Here is a 17299-nt window from a genome sequence, read left to right on the forward strand (position 1 = left end):
CCACGGAAGGGGCGGGGCACCATCCTCCTGTTCGCACTGCATCATGCGCCATGCTAGCGTCGCCGCCACCACATGGCGGGATGGGAGGCGACAATGGCCGAACAGGCAAGGCAGCGCGGCACCGAGGCGGAGGCCAAACCCACGGTAGTCATCAAGAAATACGCCAATCGCCGGCTCTACAACACGGAGGCTTCCTCCTACGTCACGCTCGAGGACCTCGCCGGCATGGTGCGGGAGGGGCGCGACTTCGTCGTCTACGATGCCAAGACGGGCGACGACATCACCCGCGGCGTGCTGACGCAGATCATCGTCGAGGAGGAGGCCAAGGGGCGCAGCCTGCTCCCCACCTCCTTCCTGCGGCAGCTCATCGGCTTCTACGGCGACAGCCTGCAGTCGCTGGTGCCGCGCTACCTGGAATACGCCATGGGCAGCTTCGCCCGGCAGCAGGAGCAGATGCGGGTCTCGGTCGAGCAGGCGATGGGCGGCTTCAACCCCCTGGCCGGGCTGGAGGAGGTGAGCAAGCAGAACATGGCGATGATGGAGCGCGCCATGACGCTGTTCAGCCCCTTCCCGCGCAAGGAGGACTCGGCGCCGTCATCCCGCCCCCCCGCCGAGGAAACCGAGGATGTGGCCGCCCTCAAGGCCGAGTTGCGGCAGTTGCGGCAGCAATTGGCACAGCTGCAAAGGGGCGGTAGCAAGGCCGGATGATAACGCTGAGGTTGCGCTTCTCACGCTGTTGTCAGTCTTCGTAACCCGAAAGGGAACACGCGGCGGCCATTTACTACTTAATAAGGGATGGGATCATTTTTCAGCCTAACAGGGTAGAGCATGGCCGATCTTGAGGCCGGTGCCGTCGCCACGCGCGACGAGCCGGAGGATACCTCCACACAACGCGCCCGGCAGGCTGACCGCCATGTCGGAGCGCGCATCCGTGAACGCCGCCTGATGCTCGGTCTGTCGCAGCAGCAACTGGCCAGCATGATCGGCGTCACCTACCAGCAGGCCCACAAATACGAACGTGGCCTGAACCGTATTTCCGCCGGGCGCCTGTTCGAGATCGCTCTCGTCCTGGCTGTCCCGGTGTCCTGGTTCTTCGAGGGGTTGAACGAGGAAGGGGCGGCGCCGCCGCTGGGCGTGCGGCAGCGCATGTGCCTGGAACTGGCCCGCAACTTCGCGCTCATCGACAATGAGCGGCACCAGGAGGCGCTGAGCCAGATGGCCCGTGCCCTCGCGGCCCAGTCTCAGGGCCGTCCGCTGGACTGAGACGCCGCTTGCTTTTGCGAGCCATTCGCAAAAAGCGGGCGACGCCTCCACTGCCTGCCTTTATGCTCCGGCCGCGTCCGATAGCGCCGGAGTTCCGCCTTGTCCGCACCATCACCGCCTGCCTCGCTCCCGTCCGCCGCTTTCCGCGGCGGGCGGCGCAGGCTGCTGGCCGCCACGGCGGGCGCGCTGGCCGGTGGCTGGCTGGCCGCCCCGCCCCGCCCTGCGCGTGCCGGGGGGGATCCGCCTCCGCCTGAGGCGCCGGGCGCCCGGCGGCACGACTGGACCTTCCGCGCGCAGGAGCGCCCGGCCCGGCTGCTGGGGCCGGACGGTCCCCTCTCGCGGGTCTGGAGCTACAGCGACGCCCTGCTGCCGGTGCTGCGCATCCGCCAGGGCGACGCCATCCGCGCCCGGCTGGAGAACGCGCTGCCGGAGCACACCAGCATCCACTGGCACGGCGTGCGCGTGCCGAACGCGATGGACGGGGTACAGTACCTGACCCAGCCGCCGGTCGGGCCCGGCCAGTCCTTCACCTACGAATTCACCCCGCCCGACACGGGCACCTTCTTCCTGCACCCGCACTGCAACGAGCCGGGGCAGGTGGGGCGCGGCCTCGCCGCCACGCTGGTGGTGGAAGGCGACGAGCCGGAGCCGCCGGACGCCGACATCGTGCTGGCCTGCAAGGACTGGCGCCTGGCGGAGGATGGCACCTGGCTGCCCTTCGAGACGCCGCAGGGCGCCGGGCGCGCCGGCACCTTCGGCACGGTGCGGGCGGTGAACGGGCAGCGCGCCTTCGCCGCCACGGTGCCGGCGCATGGCGATATCCGCCTGCGCCTGCTGAACCTCGACGCCACCCGCACCCTGCTGGCACGGATGGAGGGGGCGGCGGCACAGGTCATCGCCATCGACGGCAACGCGGTCGAGCCCTTCGCGCTGGAGCAGTGGCGCTTCGGCCCGGCGATGCGGGTGGATCTCCGCGTGCGCGCCCCCGCCGCCGGCGCGGGCTTCACCCTGCTCGACGACTTCCCGCGCGAGCCCTGGCCGCTGGCCCGCTTCACCGCCGCCCCCTCGGCCCTGGCCGAGCGCCCCTTCGCGCCGCGCCCGCTGCGGGCCGCCCGCGTGCCGCGCGCCGACCTCGCCACGGCCGAGCGGCTGCCCTTCGCCTTCAGCGCCGCGCCTTTGGGCGCCACTCCGGACAGCGTGGCCGGGCTGCCGCCGGACGATCCCTTCGCGCGGCTCCTGCTGGATTCGCTCTGCGTCGGCCGCAACACCTTCTGGGCGATCAACAAATCCACCTGGCCAGGCGGCGGGAACCGGCAGCTGCCGCCGCCCCTGGCGGAGTTGAAGGCGGGCCGCTCCTACGTCTTCGAGCTGCACAACACGACGCCGCACCCGCATCCCATCCACCTGCACGGCCACACCTTCGAGGTGCTCTCGCTTTCCCGCCAGGCGCTGCCGCGCTTCCTGGCGGACACGGTGCTGCTGCTGCCGCGCGAGCGGGCCGAGATCGCCTTCGTGGCGGCGCCCGGCCGGTGGATGTTCCACTGCCATGTGCTGGAGCACCTGGAGACCGGCATGATGGGCTGGCTGCGCGTCACCTGAACCGGCGGAAACGAAGAGGGGGCGCGGGGGGGGAGTTCCTTCCCCCCCCCCGCGCGCCGTCAGGCGGGGTCGCAGGCCTCGATGCGCGGCCCGGCGGCCTCGATCGTGGCCCCCGCCGCCAGCAGCAGGTCCTCCCGGTACCGCCCGGCGATGAGCTGCACCCCCACCGGGCTCGCCCCCGCGCTGCCCTGCGTGTTCCCGGTGGTGACGGTGAGGGCCGGCAGCCCCATCAGCGGCAGGCCGATCTGCACGAGCTGCGCCTCCGCCACCCGCTCGAAGGCCTCCGGCGACTGGACGTCCAGCAGGTCGGGGAAGGGCAGCTCGGCGCAGACCGGCACCAGCAGCACCGGGTAGCTCTTCAGGAAGGCCTGCCACTGCCGCACGAAGCCGGCGCGCGCCTGCAGCACATCCTGGAACTGGTGCAGGTCCGGCATCTGGGTGAGGCGCTCCATCTGCTGCAGCACGAAGCTGGCATCCGGGTCGCCCTCGCGCGCCACGGCGGCGTTGCCGCCGCGGCGGAACTCGGCCAGCCACAGCATCAGCTGCAGGCGCATCGGCTCGCGCAGCGGCGGGCAGGCGGTCTCGACGATGCTCCACCCCTGCGATTGCAGGCGCAGCGCCGCGTCGCGCAGCGCGGCCTCCACCTCCGGCGCGGTGTCCAGCCCCTCGGGGCGGACGCAGAGGGCGGCGCGCTTCGGCATGGCCGGCCCCTCAAAGGGCGCGGGCACCCACCAGGGGTCGCGCAGATCCTCGGCCGCCATCGCCTGGAAGGAGAGGCGGAGGTCGGCGATGCTGCGCGCCAGCGGGCCGGAGACGGCCATCAGCTGGGCGCCGATGGCGCGCTCGGGGCCGGAGGGGTTCCAGGCCGGGACGCGCCCCAGCGTCGGCCGCAGCCCGTGCACGCCGCAGGCATAGGCCGGGTAGCGGATGGAGCCGGCGATGTCCGTGCCATGGGCGATGGCGCCGATGCCGGCGGCCACCGCCGCCCCCGCGCCCCCCGAGGAGCCGCCCGGCGTCAGCGCCGGGTTGCGCGGGTTCCTCGTGTGGCCGTGCAGGCTGTTGCGGGTGAACCAGCGCAGGCTGAAGGCTGGCGTGTTGGTGCGGCCGATGATGACCGCCCCGGCGCGCCGCAGGTTGGCCACCACCGGGTTGTCCTCGGCGGCGACGAGCTCCTGCTGGATGCGCAGGCCGTTGGTGGTGGCGAAGCCGGCCTGGTCCACATTCACCTTGATGGTGACGGGCACCCCGGCCAGCGGCCCCGCCGTCTCGCCGCGCGCCAGCGCCGCGTCCACCGCGTCGGCCGCGGCCAGCGCCTGCTCGGGCATCTCCTGCACCACGGCGTTGATCCGCGGATTCGCCGCCGCCAGCCGCGCCAGCGCGTCCTGCGCCACCTCGCGCGCCGACACCTGGCGGGCCGCCACGCGGGCGGCGATCTCACTCGCATCCAGGCGCCAAAGCTCACTCATGCTTGCCATCCCCGTCCTCAAGGCGGGGAAGTGTCGCCCCGGCGGGCGCCGCCGTCGAGAGGGGGCGGCTCAGCCCGGCCGGCGCGGCTTGCGGCGGCGGGGCGGGGCGGGGGGGTGGGGGGCGGCGTCCTCCTCGCCGGCGGGCTCGTCCTCCTCCTCGGCCGGCGGCTCCTCGGGCGGCAGGGGGCGCGCGGGTGGCGCGCCGGCGCCGCGCACCGCCTCCAGGCATTCCCGGAAGGCCGCCAGGATCGCGGCGCGGCCGCGCGGGGCGTCGCCCTCCTGCATCAGCATCTGCAACAGCCCGAAGGCGACCGCCTGCTCGCTGTCACCGGTAACGATGATCCTGGGCTTGGGCATCCGGATATTCTCCTGGCGGGGAAGGGAGGCGTCAGGTGGCGCCTGTGGTGGAATCGGCGCCGGGGCCGGCCAGCGCGCGCAGCGCCGCCAAGAATTGCGGGTGGTCCCAGGCGGCGGCGCCTTCCAGCCGCGCCACCTCCTGGCCCTGGCGGTTGACGACGAGGCTGGTGGGCAGGCCGCGTGAGCCGGTGGCGCGGGCGGCGGCGCCGCGGGGGTCCAGCCAGATCTCCAGGTGCTTCACGCCGGTGCGCTCGTAGAAGGGGCGCACCTGCGCCGCGCCGCCCCGGTCGGAGGAGAGCGCCAGCACCGCCCAGCCTTCCGCCGCCAGCGCCGCCTGGGTGCGGTCCAGCGCCGGCATCTCGGCCACGCAGGGCGGGCACCAGGTGGCCCAGAAATTGATCAGCAGCGGGCGTCCCTTGAAATCGGCCAGGTTGCGCGTCTGCCCCGCGGCATCGGTGAAGTCGAAGGCGGGCACGGCGCGGGGTGCGGTGCGGCTCAGCTTGCCGAAGCCCTCCGGCTCCTCCGCCGCAATCCCTTGCCGTGCCGGAAGCAGCGTGGTTAGGGTCGCCCCCGCCGCGAAGAGCGAGAGCAGGGAGCGGCGTTCCAGCAGCACGAGGCAGATCCTTCCTTGTCCAGTCACAGTCGCAGCCAGGGCAACCAGCAGTGGGGCGGGCGCTACAGCGCCGGACCCTCGGCGATCATGGAGGCCATCAATGCCTCCATCGGGTTCGACCGCAAGATGTGGCGGCAGGACATCCGCGGCAGCCTGGCCCATGCCGCCATGCTGCGGCATGTGGGGATCATCTCCGCCGATGACGAGGCCGCCATCCGCGAGGGCCTCTCGGCCATCGGCCAGGAGATCGAGGCCGGCGAGTTCCCCTTCAGCGAGGCGCTGGAGGACATCCACATGAACATCGAGGCGCGGCTGACCGAGCGCGTGGGCGAGGCCGGCAAGCGGCTGCACACCGCGCGCAGCCGCAACGACCAGGTGGCGCTCGATGTCCGCCTCTGGGTGCGCGACGCGATTGACGGGCTGGACGGCCAGCTCGCCGACCTGATGCGCGCGCTGACCGACCGCGCCGACGAGCACGCCGCCACGGTGATGCCGGGCTTCACCCACCTGCAGCCGGCGCAGCCCACCACCCTCGGCCATCACCTGCTGGCCTATGTGGAGATGCTGGGGCGCGACCGCTCCCGCCTCGGCGACTGCCGGGCGCGGATGAACGAGAGCCCGCTCGGCGCCGCCGCGCTGTGCGGCACCGGCTTCAACATCGACCGGCACATGACGGCCGCCGCGCTCGGCTTCGACGGGCCGACGCGCAACAGCCTCGATTCGGTGGCCAGCCGCGACTTCGCGCTGGAGTTCCTCTCGGCGCTCTCGATCTGCGCCACGCATCTCTCCCGCTTCGCCGAGGAGATCGTGCTCTGGACGAACCCGTATTTCGGCTTCGTCAAGCTGTCGGACGCCTACACCACCGGCTCCTCGATCATGCCGCAGAAGCGCAACCCGGACGCGGCCGAGCTGGTGCGCGCCAAGGTGGGCCGCGTCTCCGGCGCGCTGATCGGGCTGATGACGGTGATGAAGGGCCTGCCCCTGACCTACGGGAAGGACATGCAGGAGGACAAGGAAGGCATCTTCGACGCCGCCGAGACCATGGCGCTGGCGCTGGCCGCGACCGCCGGCATGGTGCGCGACATGAAGCCCGACGTGACCCGCCTGCGCGAGGCCGCCGGCGCCGGCTTCTCCACCGCGACGGACTTGGCCGACTGGCTGGTGCGCGAGCTGCGCCTGCCCTTCCGCGACGCGCACCACGTCACAGGCCGCCTCGTCGCCAAGGCCGAGGCGCGGGGGGTGGACCTCTCCGGCCTGTCGCTGGAGGAGCTGCAGGCGGAGGAGCCGCGCATCCACAGCGGCATCTTCCATGTGCTGAGCGTCGAGGCCTCGGTGGCGTCCCGCACCTCCTATGGCGGCACGGCGCCGGTGAACGTCCGCCGCATGGCCGCCGAGTGGCGGGAGCGGCTGGCGTGAGGGCGCGCGGGATGCGCGGCCTGGCCGGGCTGCTGGCGGTGGCGCTGCTGGCGCCGCTGCTGCTGGCCGCCTGCGGCCGGCCGGGGCCGATCCGCGCCCCAGGCCCGCCGGAGGAGATCACCTACCCGCGCAGCTACCCGAGCCGCTGAGGCGGGCGGAGGGGAGGGCTCAGGCCTTCTCCTCCAACTCGTCATGCACCTGTCCGTAGGAGAGCAGGGCGAACAGCGCCGAGCCGCCGATGATGTTGCCGGCCAGGAAGGGCAGCAGGTGCCCGATCAGGCCCTGCCCCAGCCCGAGCCGCCCCTCGAAGACCAGCAGGAACACCTCCACCGAGCCCGCCACCACGTGCGATAGCTCGAACAGCGCGATCAGGTAGGTGACCAGCGTGATCACCCAGAAGCGCGCCGTCTCGGCCAGCGGCAGCAGCCAGACCAGCATCGCCATCATCCAGCCGGAGAAGATGGCGCGCAGGAAGGCCTGCGGCGCCGACAGCTCCGCCATGTGCAGCGAGACCGCCAGCGCCCCCGAGCGCACGAAGGGCGGCAGCACCCCGTCATAGGAGAGCACGAAGGCGAAGGCCGCCGTGCCCACCATGTTGGCCAGGAACACCACCGACCAGTTGCGGGCCAGCGACGCCACCATCCGCCCCGTCGGGTGCGCCAGCACCGGCAGGAAGGCGGTCAGCGTCACCTCGGTGAAGAGCTGCTGGCGGGCCAGGATGACGACGAGGAAGCCCACCGTGTAGCCCCAGCTCTGCACCAGCGGGCGCCAGGGCGCATCCGGCAGCAGGGCGTGCAGCACCCCCATGGTGGTCACCGAGAGGCCGATGGAAAGCCCCGCCGCGAGGCCCGACCACCACAGGCTGCGCCAGGGCCGGCCCAGCTCCTCCGCGCCCTCCTGGCGCACGATCTCATAGATGGCCAGCGGGCGGAGCTTGGCGTGGTCCTCCACCTCCTCCCGCTCCTCGGCCGTCAGAGGGCCGGCGGCCTGCTCCACCTCCGCCTCCGGGTCGTGATAGGGCGGATAGGGCGGGTTGGGCTGCGGAGGCAGGTTGCGCGGCATGTATTGGGACCCAGGCTGGATGCGCCGGCAATGACCCAGCCTGCCGCCCGGTTTCAGGCGGCGAAGGGGAATTCTCCCGCCGCCTCCCACGGACCGCCGCGATAATGCCACAGCAGCAGGCCACGCCCCAGCCCCGCCCAGGGTGGCACCCGCGCCTGCAGGTCATCGAGCAGGGCGCGGGCGGCCTCCGGCTCCACCTTGTTCTGCACCGTCACATGCGGCCGGAAGCCCTGCCGGTCCTGCGGCGTCAGCCAGCCCTGCCAGTCCTGGGCGAGGCCGGAGCGCAGGGCGAGCAGGGCAGGCGATTCCACTGCGCAGGCCACGCCGCGCCCCAGCCCGCGCCAGCCGCTGAAGCGCAGCGGCAGCGGCGCCGTGGCGGCGGCCAGCGCGGCGAGCCTGGCGCCGATCTCCGCCAGCGCCGTGCCCGGCAGGGCGTGGAACAGCGTCAGATGCGCCGGCAGGTGGTTCCGCTCGGGCGGGAAGTAGGCCTGGCGCAACTGGTCGAGCCGGATCTGGCTGGCCGGGTCGAGGGCAAGGCTGAGGATCAGCGGCGCGGGGTCGGTCATGCAACGGAAGTAGGGCTGGGGCGTGGCGTGGCCAGGGGGCGCGCAGTAGAATGCCGCATGGCCGCTCCGCTTCCCGTCGCGCGCGATACCGCCGACCCGTCCTTCGCCGACCTTCTCGCCGCCCGCCCGGCGCTCTCCCTGCACGCCCATGACGGGCTGCTGCTGGAGCAGGTGCCGCTCGCCCGCATCGCGCGGGAGGTCGGCACGCCCAGCTGGGTCTATTCCGCCGGCACGCTGCGCCGCCGCTACCGCGCCCTGCGCGCTGCGCTGGACGGCGCGGGGCTCGACGCCAGCATCCACTACGCCGCCAAGGCCAATGACAGCCAGGCGGTGCTGCGTGTGCTGCGCGCCGAGGGCGCGGGGGCCGACGTGGTGAGCGCGGGCGAGCTGCGCGCCACCCTGGCCGCCGGCATCCCGGCCGGCGCCACGGTGTTCTCCGGCGTCGGCAAGAGCGCGGCCGAGATCCGCCTGGCGCTGGCCGAGGGCATCTTCCAGCTCAACGCCGAGAGCGCCGAGGAGGTGGCGATGATCGCCGCCATCGCCGAGGGCATGGGACTGCGCGCCCCCGTGGCGCTGCGCGTCAACCCCGATGTCGATGCCGGCACCCACGCCAAGATCACCACCGGCCGCGCGGACAACAAGTTCGGCATCGCCTACGAGGACGCGCACGCCCTTTACGCGCACATGGCGGCGCTGCCCGGCATCCGCCCGATCGGCATCGCCACCCATATCGGCAGCCAGATCACCGCCGGCATGGGCGCCTACCACGCCGCCTATGCGCGGCTGGCCGAGATGGTGCGGGGCCTGCGCGCCGCCGGCCTGCCGATCGAGCGCGTCGATTGCGGCGGCGGCCTCGGCATCCCCTACCGCGACGAGGTGGCGCCCGCCCCCGAGGCGCTGGCCGGCACCATCCGCGCCACGCTCGGCGGCCTCGGCCTGCCGGTGATGCTGGAGCCGGGCCGCTGGATCGCCGGCCCCGCCGGCGTGCTGCTGGCCTCCATCGTGCTGCAGAAGCAGGGGCGCGGCCGCCGCTTCCTGGTGGCCGACGCCGCGATGAACGACCTGCTGCGCCCCAGCCTCTACGAGGCCTGGCACGGCATCCTGCCGCTCAGCCCCGCGCGTTACGCCGCGCCGCTGGCGCCGGCCGACATCGTCGGGCCGGTCTGCGAGAGCGGCGACACCTTCGCCCGCGACCGCGCCATGCCCGACCTGCCTCCGGGGGAATTCATCGCATTTTTGGATGCGGGTGCGTATGGTGCGGTGATGAGCAGCACCTACAACGCCCGCCCGCTGGCGGCCGAGGTGATGGTGGATGACACCCGCTTCGCCGTCGTGCGCCCGCGGCAGACACCGGAAGACCTGCTGGCGCACCAGCGCCTGCCGGAGTGGCTCACCCCGTGACGGCGCGGCGCGATCCGCTGGCCCGTCGCCTCGCGCGCGGGCGGCGGCTCGCGCGCCTGGCGCTGGGCTGGGAGGCGCTGTGGCCCCGGCTGTGGCCGGCCCTCGGCGTCATCGGCCTGTTCCTCGTCGCGGCGCTCGCCGGCCTGTTCATGGCCGTGCCGCCCTGGCTCCACCTGCTCCTTCTCCTGGGCTTTGCCCTGGCCCTTGGGCTGGCCCTCTGGCGCGGGCTGCGCGGCCTCGCCTGGCCGGGCGACGCCGCGGCCGAGCGCCGCATCGAGGCCGCCTCCGGGCTGCGGCACCGCCCCCTCTCCACCCTGCGCGACCACGCCACGACGGAGGACCCGGCGACGCTGGCGCTGTGGCGCGCCCACCAGGCCCGCGCGCTCGCCGGGCTGAGCCGGCTGCGCATCGGCGCCCCCCGCCCGAACCTGGCGGCGCGGGACCGGCGGGCGCTGCGCGGCGGGCTGCTGGTGGGCCTCTGCGCGGCGCTGGCCATGGCCGGCGGCGAGAGCGGCGAGCGGCTGCGCCGCGCCCTCTGGCCCAGCCTGATGGCCGCCCCCGCCGGCGTGGCGGCGCTGCGGCTGGAAGCCTGGATCACGCCGCCCGGCTACACCGGCGCCGCCCCTGTCTTCCTCGGGCTGGAGGGCGGCAGCCTGACGGTGCCGCAGGGCAGCACGCTGCAGCTCGCCCTCTCGGGCGGGCAGGGCGGCGCCCCCGAGCTGCGCGTGGACGCGCGCGCCATTCCCTTCCGCACGCTGGATGCCGGCAGCCACGCGCTGGAGATGCCGCTGGAGCAGGGCGCCCGCCTCGCCCTGTGGCGGGAGGGGCGGGAGCTGGCCGCCTGGACCGTCAGCGTGCAGGCCGACGCGCCGCCCACCGCCGCCTTCGCCGAGGCGCCGGGGCCGGCTGCGCGCGGCCTCGCCCTCCGCCTGCCCTGGCGCGCCGAGGATGACTGGGGCGTCGGCGCCGCCCGCGCCGAGCTGCGCCTGGCGGCCCGCCCCGAGGCGCCGCCGCTGGTGCTGGAGCTGCCGCTCTCCGGCGGCAATCCGCGCCAGCCCCGCGGCGTGGCGCAGCCCGACCTCTCGGCGCATCCCTGGGCCGGGCTGCCGGTGCGCGCCCGCATCGTGGCGCGCGACGGCGCCGGGCAGGAAGGCACCTCGGAGGAGGCCGGCCTGACCCTGCCGGAGCGCAGCTTCAACCACCCCGTCGCCCGCGCTTTGGTGGAGCTGCGCAAGGCGCTCTCGGCCGATCCGGGCGGGCGGGAGGCGGCGCGGCTGGGGCTGGACCGCCTCGCCGCCGCGCCCGAGGCCTTCGAGCACGACATCGCCACCTTCCTGGCGCTGCGCGTGGCGCGCCACCGGCTGCAGCGGGACCGCCGGCCGGAAGGGGTGGAGGAGGCCCAGGCGCTGATGTGGCAGACCGCCGTGGCGCTGGAGGAAGGCCGCACCGACCGCACGGCGCGCGCCCTCGCCGCCGCGCGCGAGGCGCTGCGCGAGGCGCTGGCCGAAGCCGAGCGCACCCCGCCCGACGCCGCCGCCCGCGCCGAGCTGGAGCGCCGCGTGCAGGAGCTGCGCGAGGCGGTGCAGCGCCACCTGGAGGCGCTGGCCGAGCGGCTGCGGCAGGAGAATGCCGAGGCCATGCCCTTCGACCCCAGCCAGCGCCTGATGGACCAGCGCGAGCTGGACCGCCGCACCCAGGAGATGCAGGACGCCGCCCGCGAGGGCCGCACCGACCGGCTGGAGCAGGAGCTGGCCGAGCTGGAGCGGATGCTGGATGCCTTGCAGGAGGGCCGCGTCGCCGCCCGGCCGGAGGGCGGCAATGCCCGCCGCCAGCAGCAGCAGCAACAGCGCGGGCAGCAGCAGATGGGCGCGGTGCAGGACATGGTGCAGCGTCAGGGGGAGATGCTGGACCGCAGCCACCAGCGCGGCGAGGCCCAGCCCCCAAATGCCGGCGGCCAGCGGCAGGCCCCGCAATCCCGCCAGCAGGCCCAGGCCCAGGCCCAGGCCCAGGGCGAGGCCGGCCAGCAGGCGCGGCGCGATGCCAGCCAGCAGCGGGCGCTGCGCCGCGCGCTGGGCGAGCTGATGCAGCAGTTCGGCGACCTCACCGGCGAGATCCCCGAGGCGCTGGGCCGTGCCGACCAGGCCATGCGCCAGGCGCAGGAGGCGCTGGGCCAGGGCGGGGACGCTGCGCCCCACCAGCAGCAGGCCATCCGCGAGCTGCAGGAAGGCGGCCGGCAGATGGCGCAGTCCATGCAGCGCCAGTTCGGCCAGGGGCAGGGCGAGGGTGAGGGCCAGGGCGAAGGCCAGGCCATGCCCGGCCAGGAGCAGGGCAGCGGCCAGGGCCAGGACCGCATGACCGGCCAGAACCAGGGGCGCGACCCGCTGGGCCGCCCCACCCGCGACGCGCCCGGCGCCAACGACCAGGGCAGCGACACCCAGGTGCCGCAGGAGGCCGAGATGCTGCGCAGCCGCCGCATCCTGGAGGAGCTGCGCCGCCGCGGCGCGGAGCGGGAACGGCCGGCCAGCGAGCTGGACTACATCGACCGGCTGCTGAAATCGTTCTGAGGCGGCGCCGCCCCCGTCACTCCGGCAGGGCGAGGGCGGGCAGCCGCGCCAGCGGGATGCGGGCGGCGGAGAGGGTGCGGTTCTCCAGCGTCACCGGCACCTCCAGCGTCGGCTGGCCGGTCTCCGGGTCGGGGCGGGAGAGCAGGGGCAGCAGGCCGCGCGCCAGCGTGGCGGTGCGCGGCGGCACCAGCCCGGCCGCGCCCAGCGCCTCCAGCAGGCGCGGCGCGCCGGCGATGCGCAGCGTCCCGGCGCCCATCGGCTGCAGGGCGGCATCCAGGACCAGGGTGGCGGCGGCGCTGGCGGCCACCTCGCCGGCGCGCAGGGTCAGCGCCCGCACCTCCAGCGCGCCGCCGGAATCGCGCCATTGCATGGCCCGGGCAGGCAGGAGGCTTGGCCCCGGCAGGGGGCCAGTCATGACCGCCTCCAGCGTAGCCGCCTCCACCTGCCGGCCAAGCGGCGTGGCCAGGGGCAGCATCACCCCGTCCAGGGAGAGGGAAAGGGTCAGGGCCGCCTCGCCCTCCCTGGCATCCGGCGCGGTGGCAAGGTGGGCGCTGGCGGCCTCCACCGCCGTGGCTTCCGCGCCGGTGCCGATGCGGAGCTGCGTGGCCGTGACTGTGGCGCGGTCCGGCGCCCGGCCCGCTTCCAGCGGCAGGGTGGCCAGAATCCGGCCGGCGGCGAAGGGCAGGATGGCACCGCCGAGGCGCAACGACTGCCGGCCCTCCGGCTCCGCCTCCAGCGTGCCGGGCCGCAGCAGGCGCACGCGCAGCATCAGCGCCTCCGCCTGCCATCCGGCGGCGCCGGGCACCGCGACGCGCGGCGCCGGCAGGGCGAGGGTGGCGGCCAGCGGCCAGCCGCCCGGGCTTGGCGGGCCATGCGCCACCTGCCAGCCCTGGGCGCGGCGGGCCTCGGCCCAGGCATGAAAGCCGGCCTCCAGCCGTTGCGCCGCCAGGCGCCACAGCACGGCGTGGCCGGCACCGAGCAGGGCCAGGGGCAGGGCCAGGCCGAGCAGCCACCAGCCGGCACGGTGCCGGCGGCGGGGCGAGGGGTCTTGCGGCTTCCGGGTCATCACCGGCCAGGGTATAGGGGGATCGGCCGCCCTGCGGAAACGCGGCGTGGCCTTCCCGACCCCAACCCGGCCGGCCGCTTCCCTGCCCCCCGGCCACGCCCGCCGGGCGGAGGGCGCGCGGCCGCGCAGCCCTGGACGCCGACCCGGCCCGCCGCATGACCCACCCCGCCATTGCCCCGCTGCTCGATCCGGACGGCTCGCTCTACGTCTTCGGCTACGGCTCGCTGATCTGGAAGCCGGGCTTCGCGCACAGCGCCATGCATCCGGCGCTGCTGCGGGGCTTCCACCGCCGCTTCTGCATCTGGTCCCGCCGCTACCGAGGCACGCCGGAATGCCCCGGCCTAGTGCTGGGGCTGGACCGGGGCGGGGCCTGCCGCGGCGTGGCCTTCCGCGTGCAGGCCGAGGCCGCGCCGGCGGTGCTGGACTATCTCGACGAGCGGGAGATGTCGGGCGGCGTCTATGAGCGGCGGCTGGTGCCGGTGCGGCTGCTGGACCAGCCGGGGGCGGTGCGGCGCGCCGTGGCCTTCGTGGTCGACCGCCGGGCTGAGGCCTATTGCCGGGATCTGACGCCCGAGCGCGCCGCCGCCGCCATCGCGCTGGGCCAGGGCTGCATGGGTCCGAACCGGGACTACCTGCTGAACACGGTGGCGCATCTGCGCGCGCTGGGGGTGCGGGATGCGGGGCTGGACCGTATCGCCGCACTGCTGCCGGCCGGCCCGGCGGAGTAGCGGCGCCGATTCGCGCCAGCCGCTACAATGGGCCGCACCGCTTATCCGCAGACTTATCCACAGTGGCCGGTGGGAAGCGGCTGGCACATCAAGGCCCGCCCGCGCCACGTCCGCAGTGCCGCAGAGGGATTCTTCGTAAAATCAATGGCTTGATGCTGGTTGGGGCCGCCGCGCAACAGTCAAGACGCGCTTTCGAAAAGAGAAAAGCCAGCCTCAGCAGCGGCTTGCGGGCAGTCCCTGAAACAGTTTCGAAATCTTCCGTGGCCCTTATCCCACAGATTTATCCACAAGGGGTGGGGACAGGGCAGGGCCACCGGCGGCCACCACCAGGCGGTCGGTCTCACGTTCGATCGCCTCTTCCAGCGCCGCCACCAGCTGCACGCGCGGCAGGCCCGGCGGCAGCGCCGGCATGATGGCCACGGTGATCGGCCCCGGCAGCTTGCGGGAGAGCGCGCCGCGCCCCCAGCGCAGCCCGCTGTCGGTGGCCACCGGCACCACGGGCGCGCCGCTGGCGGCGGCCAGCGCCACCACCCCCGGCTGGTAGGGGATGCGCTGCCCCGGCATGGTGCGCGTGCCCTCGGGGAAGATGACGATCTGGTGCCCCTCGGCTAGCACCGCGCCGGCCTCGCGCACCATGCGCTTCAGCGCCGTGGCGCCGCCCTTGCGGTCCACCGCCACCGCCCCGTAGTGCCGCGCCAGCCGGCCCCAGGTCGGGATGCGCAGCAGCTCCTGCTTCAGCACATAGACCGGGTCCGGCAGCAGGGCGAGCCAGACGACCGTGTCGTAGGCGGACTGGTGCTTGGCCGCCACCACCACCGGCCCCTTGGGCATGTGCTCCCAGCCCGTCACCCGCAGCCCGATGCCGCAGACCACGCGCAGCAGCCACAGGATCAGCCGCGCCCAGCCCTGCACGTAGCGGCGCACGTAACGGCGCGGGAAGGGCACCAGGGCCAGCCCCAACACGCATGTCATGGCGGTGACGCTGAAGAACAGCGCGTTGAACAGGGCCGAGCGCAGGGCGGTCACGAGGGCGGTTTCTCCGGTTTCAGGACGGACAGGCCGAGCATCGCCCCGATCAGCTTGCCGTATTCCCGCAGCAGCAGCCCGGGCCGGGGGCCGGCGGCCTGCACCGGGTGGGCCACCAGCGTGACTTCGGGCAGGGTGCGGCGCAGCTCCAGCAGGGCGCGGGGCATATGGAAGGCGGCGGTGACGACGCGCAGCGAGCCGATCTGCCGTGCCCGCGCCCATTCCGCAACCTCCAGCCCGTTGCCGCGCGTGCTGGTGGCGGCGCGGCCCATCGTCACGCGGCCGGCGAGCGGCGCGGGATCCAGCCCGGCGCGCTGCGCCAGCTCCTCCAGCGTGGCGTCCCGCCCCGCGCCGGAGATGATCAGCCAGCGCGCACGCCCCTCGGCCAGCAGGTGCAGCCCGGCATCGACGCGCTGCGGCCCGCCGGTGAGCACGGCGATGCCGTCGGTGGTGGCGAGCGGTGCCTCCGGCCGGGCGCGGCTCTGCCCGGCGAACAGCGCCAGCCCGCCCAGCAGCAGCAGCGCCGGCAGGGCCGGCAGCAGCCAGAGCCGGCTGGGGCCGCGCCGCCGGCTGCCATCGGGCAGGGGTGTCACGGCAGGCGCTTCAGCCAGCGGCGGACGCTGAACTGCGCGGTCGCCCAGCCGATCGCGCCGGCCACGGGCGGCAGCATCAGCAGGTCCAGCCAGGGCAGCGCCGACCAGGGCTGCACCACGCCGCCCGAGAGGGGCGCCGCCAGGCTGGCCATGGCGCCCAGCGTCGGCACCGCCAGCGCCGCGCCGGCCAGCGCGCCGCCGGCCGCCAGCAGCCCGATGCGGCGGGCGAAGCGGCCGGCGATATCCCCCTGCGTGGCGCCGAGGTCGTGCAGGATCTCGATGGCCTGCCGGCGCGAGGCGAGGCCGGCCCGCGTGGCCACCGCCACCACCGCCACCGCGACGCCCACCACCAGCGCCAGCACCGCCAGCGCCACGCCCTGCACGCTGCGCGCCAGCGCGGCGAGCCGCGCCACCCAGATGCCATGCGCCTCCAGCTCCGCCCCTGGCACCGCCTCGGCCAGCTGGCGGCCGATCGGCGCCGGGTCGATGTTGAGGTTCTCCAGCCGCAGCTCCAGCACGGAGGGCAGCGGTAGGGCCGGCACCTCGCCCAGCCAGGGGCGCAGCAGCTCCCGCATCCGCGCCGAATCGACCGCCTCGGCGCTGGCCACGCCGGGCATGGCGCGCAGCAGGGCCAGGGCGTCGTCCATCCGGCCGGCCTGCTCGGGCGGCAGCTGCACCGTCACGGCGGCGGCGGCGCCCTGCTGCCAGCGCTCCTTCAGCGCCGCGGCGCCGCGGCTGCCGGCCAGCGCCAGCGCCGCCAGCAGCGCCATGGCGGCGACGAGGCCGGGCAGCAGCCGGTCGGACAGCGCCCGCTTCAGCCCCAGCGGGTCGCGCGCGTAGCGGGTGCGGCGCTCGGTCATGCCACTCCGGTTGCGGGCATCAGCCATGATGGATGACCTTCCCATCCTCCAGCAGCAGGGCCTGGGCGGGGAATTGCGCCACCAGGTCCTCGCTGTGGGTGGCCACCACAACGGTGGTGCCCAGCCGGTTCATCTGCGTCAGCAGCGCCAGCAGGCGGCGCGCCTGGTGCGAATCGAGGTTGCCGGTCGGCTCGTCGGCCACCAGCAGGGCGGGGCGCGTCACCACCGCGCGGGCGATGGCGATGCGCTGCTGCTCGCCGCCCGAGAGCTGCTGCGGCAGGGACAGCTCCTTCCCCTGCAGCCCCACCCAGCGCAGCATCTCCGTCACGTCCGGCCGCAGGCTGGCCTCGGAGCGGCCGGCGAGGCGCAGCGGCAGCGCCACGTTGTCGAAGGCGGAGAGGTAGGGCAGCAGCCGGAAATCCTGGAACACCACGCCGATGCGCCGGCGCAGGCCGGGCAGCGCGCTGCGCCGCGCCGCGTCCACGCGCACGCCCAGCACCTCCAGCTCCCCCCGCGTCGGCAGCAATGCGAGATGCATCAGCCGCAGCAGCGAGGATTTGCCGGCGCCGGAGGCCCCCAGCAGCCAGGTGAAGCTGCCCTCGGGCAGCGTGAAGGTCAGGTCGGCCAGGGCTTCCGGCCCCTCCTGCCCGTCGGGCGAGGGGTAACGCAGGCCGACCGCGGTGAAGCGCACCATGCGGCAGGGAATGCCACGCCAAGCC

General features: G+C 74.6%; 18 protein-coding genes. 8 read left to right on the plus strand and 10 right to left on the minus strand.

Going from position 1 to position 17299, the window contains the following annotated elements:
• The first annotated feature begins 93 nt into the window (after window positions 1-93).
• The 3 genes from phaR to CR165_RS10270 all read left to right on the plus strand — a co-directional run bounded on the left by phaR (window position 94) and on the right by CR165_RS10270 (window position 2862).
• Window positions 94-708, plus strand: a complete 615-nt coding sequence (gene phaR / locus CR165_RS10260; RefSeq protein WP_109516885.1) for a polyhydroxyalkanoate synthesis repressor PhaR — start codon at window positions 94-96, stop codon at window positions 706-708.
• A 120-nt stretch (window positions 709-828) separates the two neighbouring features.
• A complete protein-coding gene (locus CR165_RS10265) occupies window positions 829-1263 on the plus strand; it encodes a helix-turn-helix domain-containing protein (protein WP_109516886.1) in 435 nt (144 codons plus the stop codon).
• A gap of 99 nt (window positions 1264-1362) precedes the next feature.
• Complete coding sequence (locus CR165_RS10270; protein ID WP_109516887.1) at window positions 1363-2862, plus strand: multicopper oxidase family protein; 1500 nt, start codon at window positions 1363-1365, stop codon at window positions 2860-2862.
• A gap of 59 nt (window positions 2863-2921) precedes the next feature.
• On the opposite strand, the gene CR165_RS10275 is transcribed toward CR165_RS10270, so the two are convergent.
• The 3 genes from CR165_RS10275 to CR165_RS10285 form a co-directional block, all read right to left on the minus strand.
• On the minus strand, window positions 2922-4328 hold the full coding sequence (locus CR165_RS10275; protein ID WP_109516888.1) for an amidase family protein: 1407 nt from the start codon (window positions 4326-4328) through the stop codon (window positions 2922-2924).
• Window positions 4329-4397: 69 nt separating this feature from the next.
• Entirely contained in the window at window positions 4398-4685 is a 288-nt protein-coding gene (locus tag CR165_RS10280) for a hypothetical protein (protein ID WP_109516889.1), read from the minus strand.
• A gap of 31 nt (window positions 4686-4716) precedes the next feature.
• Window positions 4717-5298: a TlpA disulfide reductase family protein gene (locus CR165_RS10285; protein WP_109516890.1), complete on the minus strand. Its 582-nt coding sequence runs from the start codon at window positions 5296-5298 to the stop codon at window positions 4717-4719.
• A gap of 15 nt (window positions 5299-5313) precedes the next feature.
• Here CR165_RS10285 and argH point away from each other — a divergent pair, with 15 nt between their 5' ends.
• Entirely contained in the window at window positions 5314-6714 is a 1401-nt protein-coding gene (argH, locus tag CR165_RS10290) for an argininosuccinate lyase (protein WP_109516891.1), read from the plus strand.
• On the plus strand, window positions 6711-6863 hold the full coding sequence (locus CR165_RS25005; protein WP_181378098.1) for a hypothetical protein: 153 nt from the start codon (window positions 6711-6713) through the stop codon (window positions 6861-6863). The genes argH and CR165_RS25005 overlap by 4 nt, the downstream gene beginning before the upstream one ends.
• Window positions 6864-6882: 19 nt before the next feature.
• Here the strand turns inward: CR165_RS25005 and CR165_RS10295 are convergent, their stop codons facing one another.
• Window positions 6883-7776, minus strand: coding sequence for a formate/nitrite transporter family protein (locus tag CR165_RS10295; RefSeq protein WP_109516892.1), 894 nt, complete (start codon window positions 7774-7776; stop codon window positions 6883-6885).
• A gap of 53 nt (window positions 7777-7829) precedes the next feature.
• The gene (locus tag CR165_RS10300; protein ID WP_109516893.1) at window positions 7830-8342 is read right to left on the minus strand and encodes a 2'-5' RNA ligase family protein; all 513 of its coding nucleotides are present in this window, start codon (window positions 8340-8342) and stop codon (window positions 7830-7832) included.
• Between the two features lie 57 nt (window positions 8343-8399).
• Here CR165_RS10300 and lysA point away from each other — a divergent pair, with 57 nt between their 5' ends.
• Window positions 8400-9743, plus strand: a complete 1344-nt coding sequence (gene lysA, locus CR165_RS10305; RefSeq protein ID WP_109516894.1) for a diaminopimelate decarboxylase — start codon at window positions 8400-8402, stop codon at window positions 9741-9743.
• The gene (locus CR165_RS10310) at window positions 9740-12307 is read left to right on the plus strand and encodes a TIGR02302 family protein (RefSeq protein WP_181378088.1); all 2568 of its coding nucleotides are present in this window, start codon (window positions 9740-9742) and stop codon (window positions 12305-12307) included. The genes lysA and CR165_RS10310 overlap by 4 nt, the downstream gene beginning before the upstream one ends.
• Before the next feature lie 16 nt (window positions 12308-12323).
• Here CR165_RS10310 and CR165_RS10315 read toward each other — a convergent pair whose 3' ends face one another.
• Entirely contained in the window at window positions 12324-13373 is a 1050-nt protein-coding gene (locus CR165_RS10315; protein ID WP_109516896.1) for a DUF2125 domain-containing protein, read from the minus strand.
• A gap of 155 nt (window positions 13374-13528) precedes the next feature.
• Between CR165_RS10315 and CR165_RS10320 the strand changes: the two genes are divergently transcribed.
• Window positions 13529-14101, plus strand: a complete 573-nt coding sequence (locus CR165_RS10320) for a gamma-glutamylcyclotransferase (RefSeq protein WP_109516897.1) — start codon at window positions 13529-13531, stop codon at window positions 14099-14101.
• A gap of 267 nt (window positions 14102-14368) precedes the next feature.
• Here the strand turns inward: CR165_RS10320 and CR165_RS10325 are convergent, their stop codons facing one another.
• The 4 genes from CR165_RS10325 to CR165_RS10340 are packed head-to-tail and all read right to left on the minus strand — an operon-like array spanning window position 14369 to window position 17274.
• The gene (locus CR165_RS10325; protein WP_109516898.1) at window positions 14369-15127 is read right to left on the minus strand and encodes a lysophospholipid acyltransferase family protein; all 759 of its coding nucleotides are present in this window, start codon (window positions 15125-15127) and stop codon (window positions 14369-14371) included.
• Window positions 15124-15720, minus strand: a complete 597-nt coding sequence (locus tag CR165_RS10330) for a YdcF family protein (RefSeq protein WP_245906314.1) — start codon at window positions 15718-15720, stop codon at window positions 15124-15126. Before CR165_RS10330 ends, CR165_RS10325 begins: the two co-directional genes overlap by 4 nt.
• Window positions 15717-16607, minus strand: a complete 891-nt coding sequence (locus CR165_RS10335; protein ID WP_245906316.1) for a cell division protein FtsX — start codon at window positions 16605-16607, stop codon at window positions 15717-15719. The genes CR165_RS10330 and CR165_RS10335 overlap by 4 nt, the downstream gene beginning before the upstream one ends.
• Window positions 16600-17274, minus strand: a complete 675-nt coding sequence (locus CR165_RS10340) for a cell division ATP-binding protein FtsE (RefSeq protein WP_109516900.1) — start codon at window positions 17272-17274, stop codon at window positions 16600-16602. The genes CR165_RS10335 and CR165_RS10340 overlap by 8 nt, the downstream gene beginning before the upstream one ends.
• Window positions 17275-17299 lie beyond the last annotated feature (25 nt).

It is taken from the genome of Teichococcus aestuarii (assembly GCF_003116135.1).
Classification (GTDB): Bacteria; Pseudomonadota; Alphaproteobacteria; order Acetobacterales; family Acetobacteraceae; genus Pseudoroseomonas; species Pseudoroseomonas aestuarii.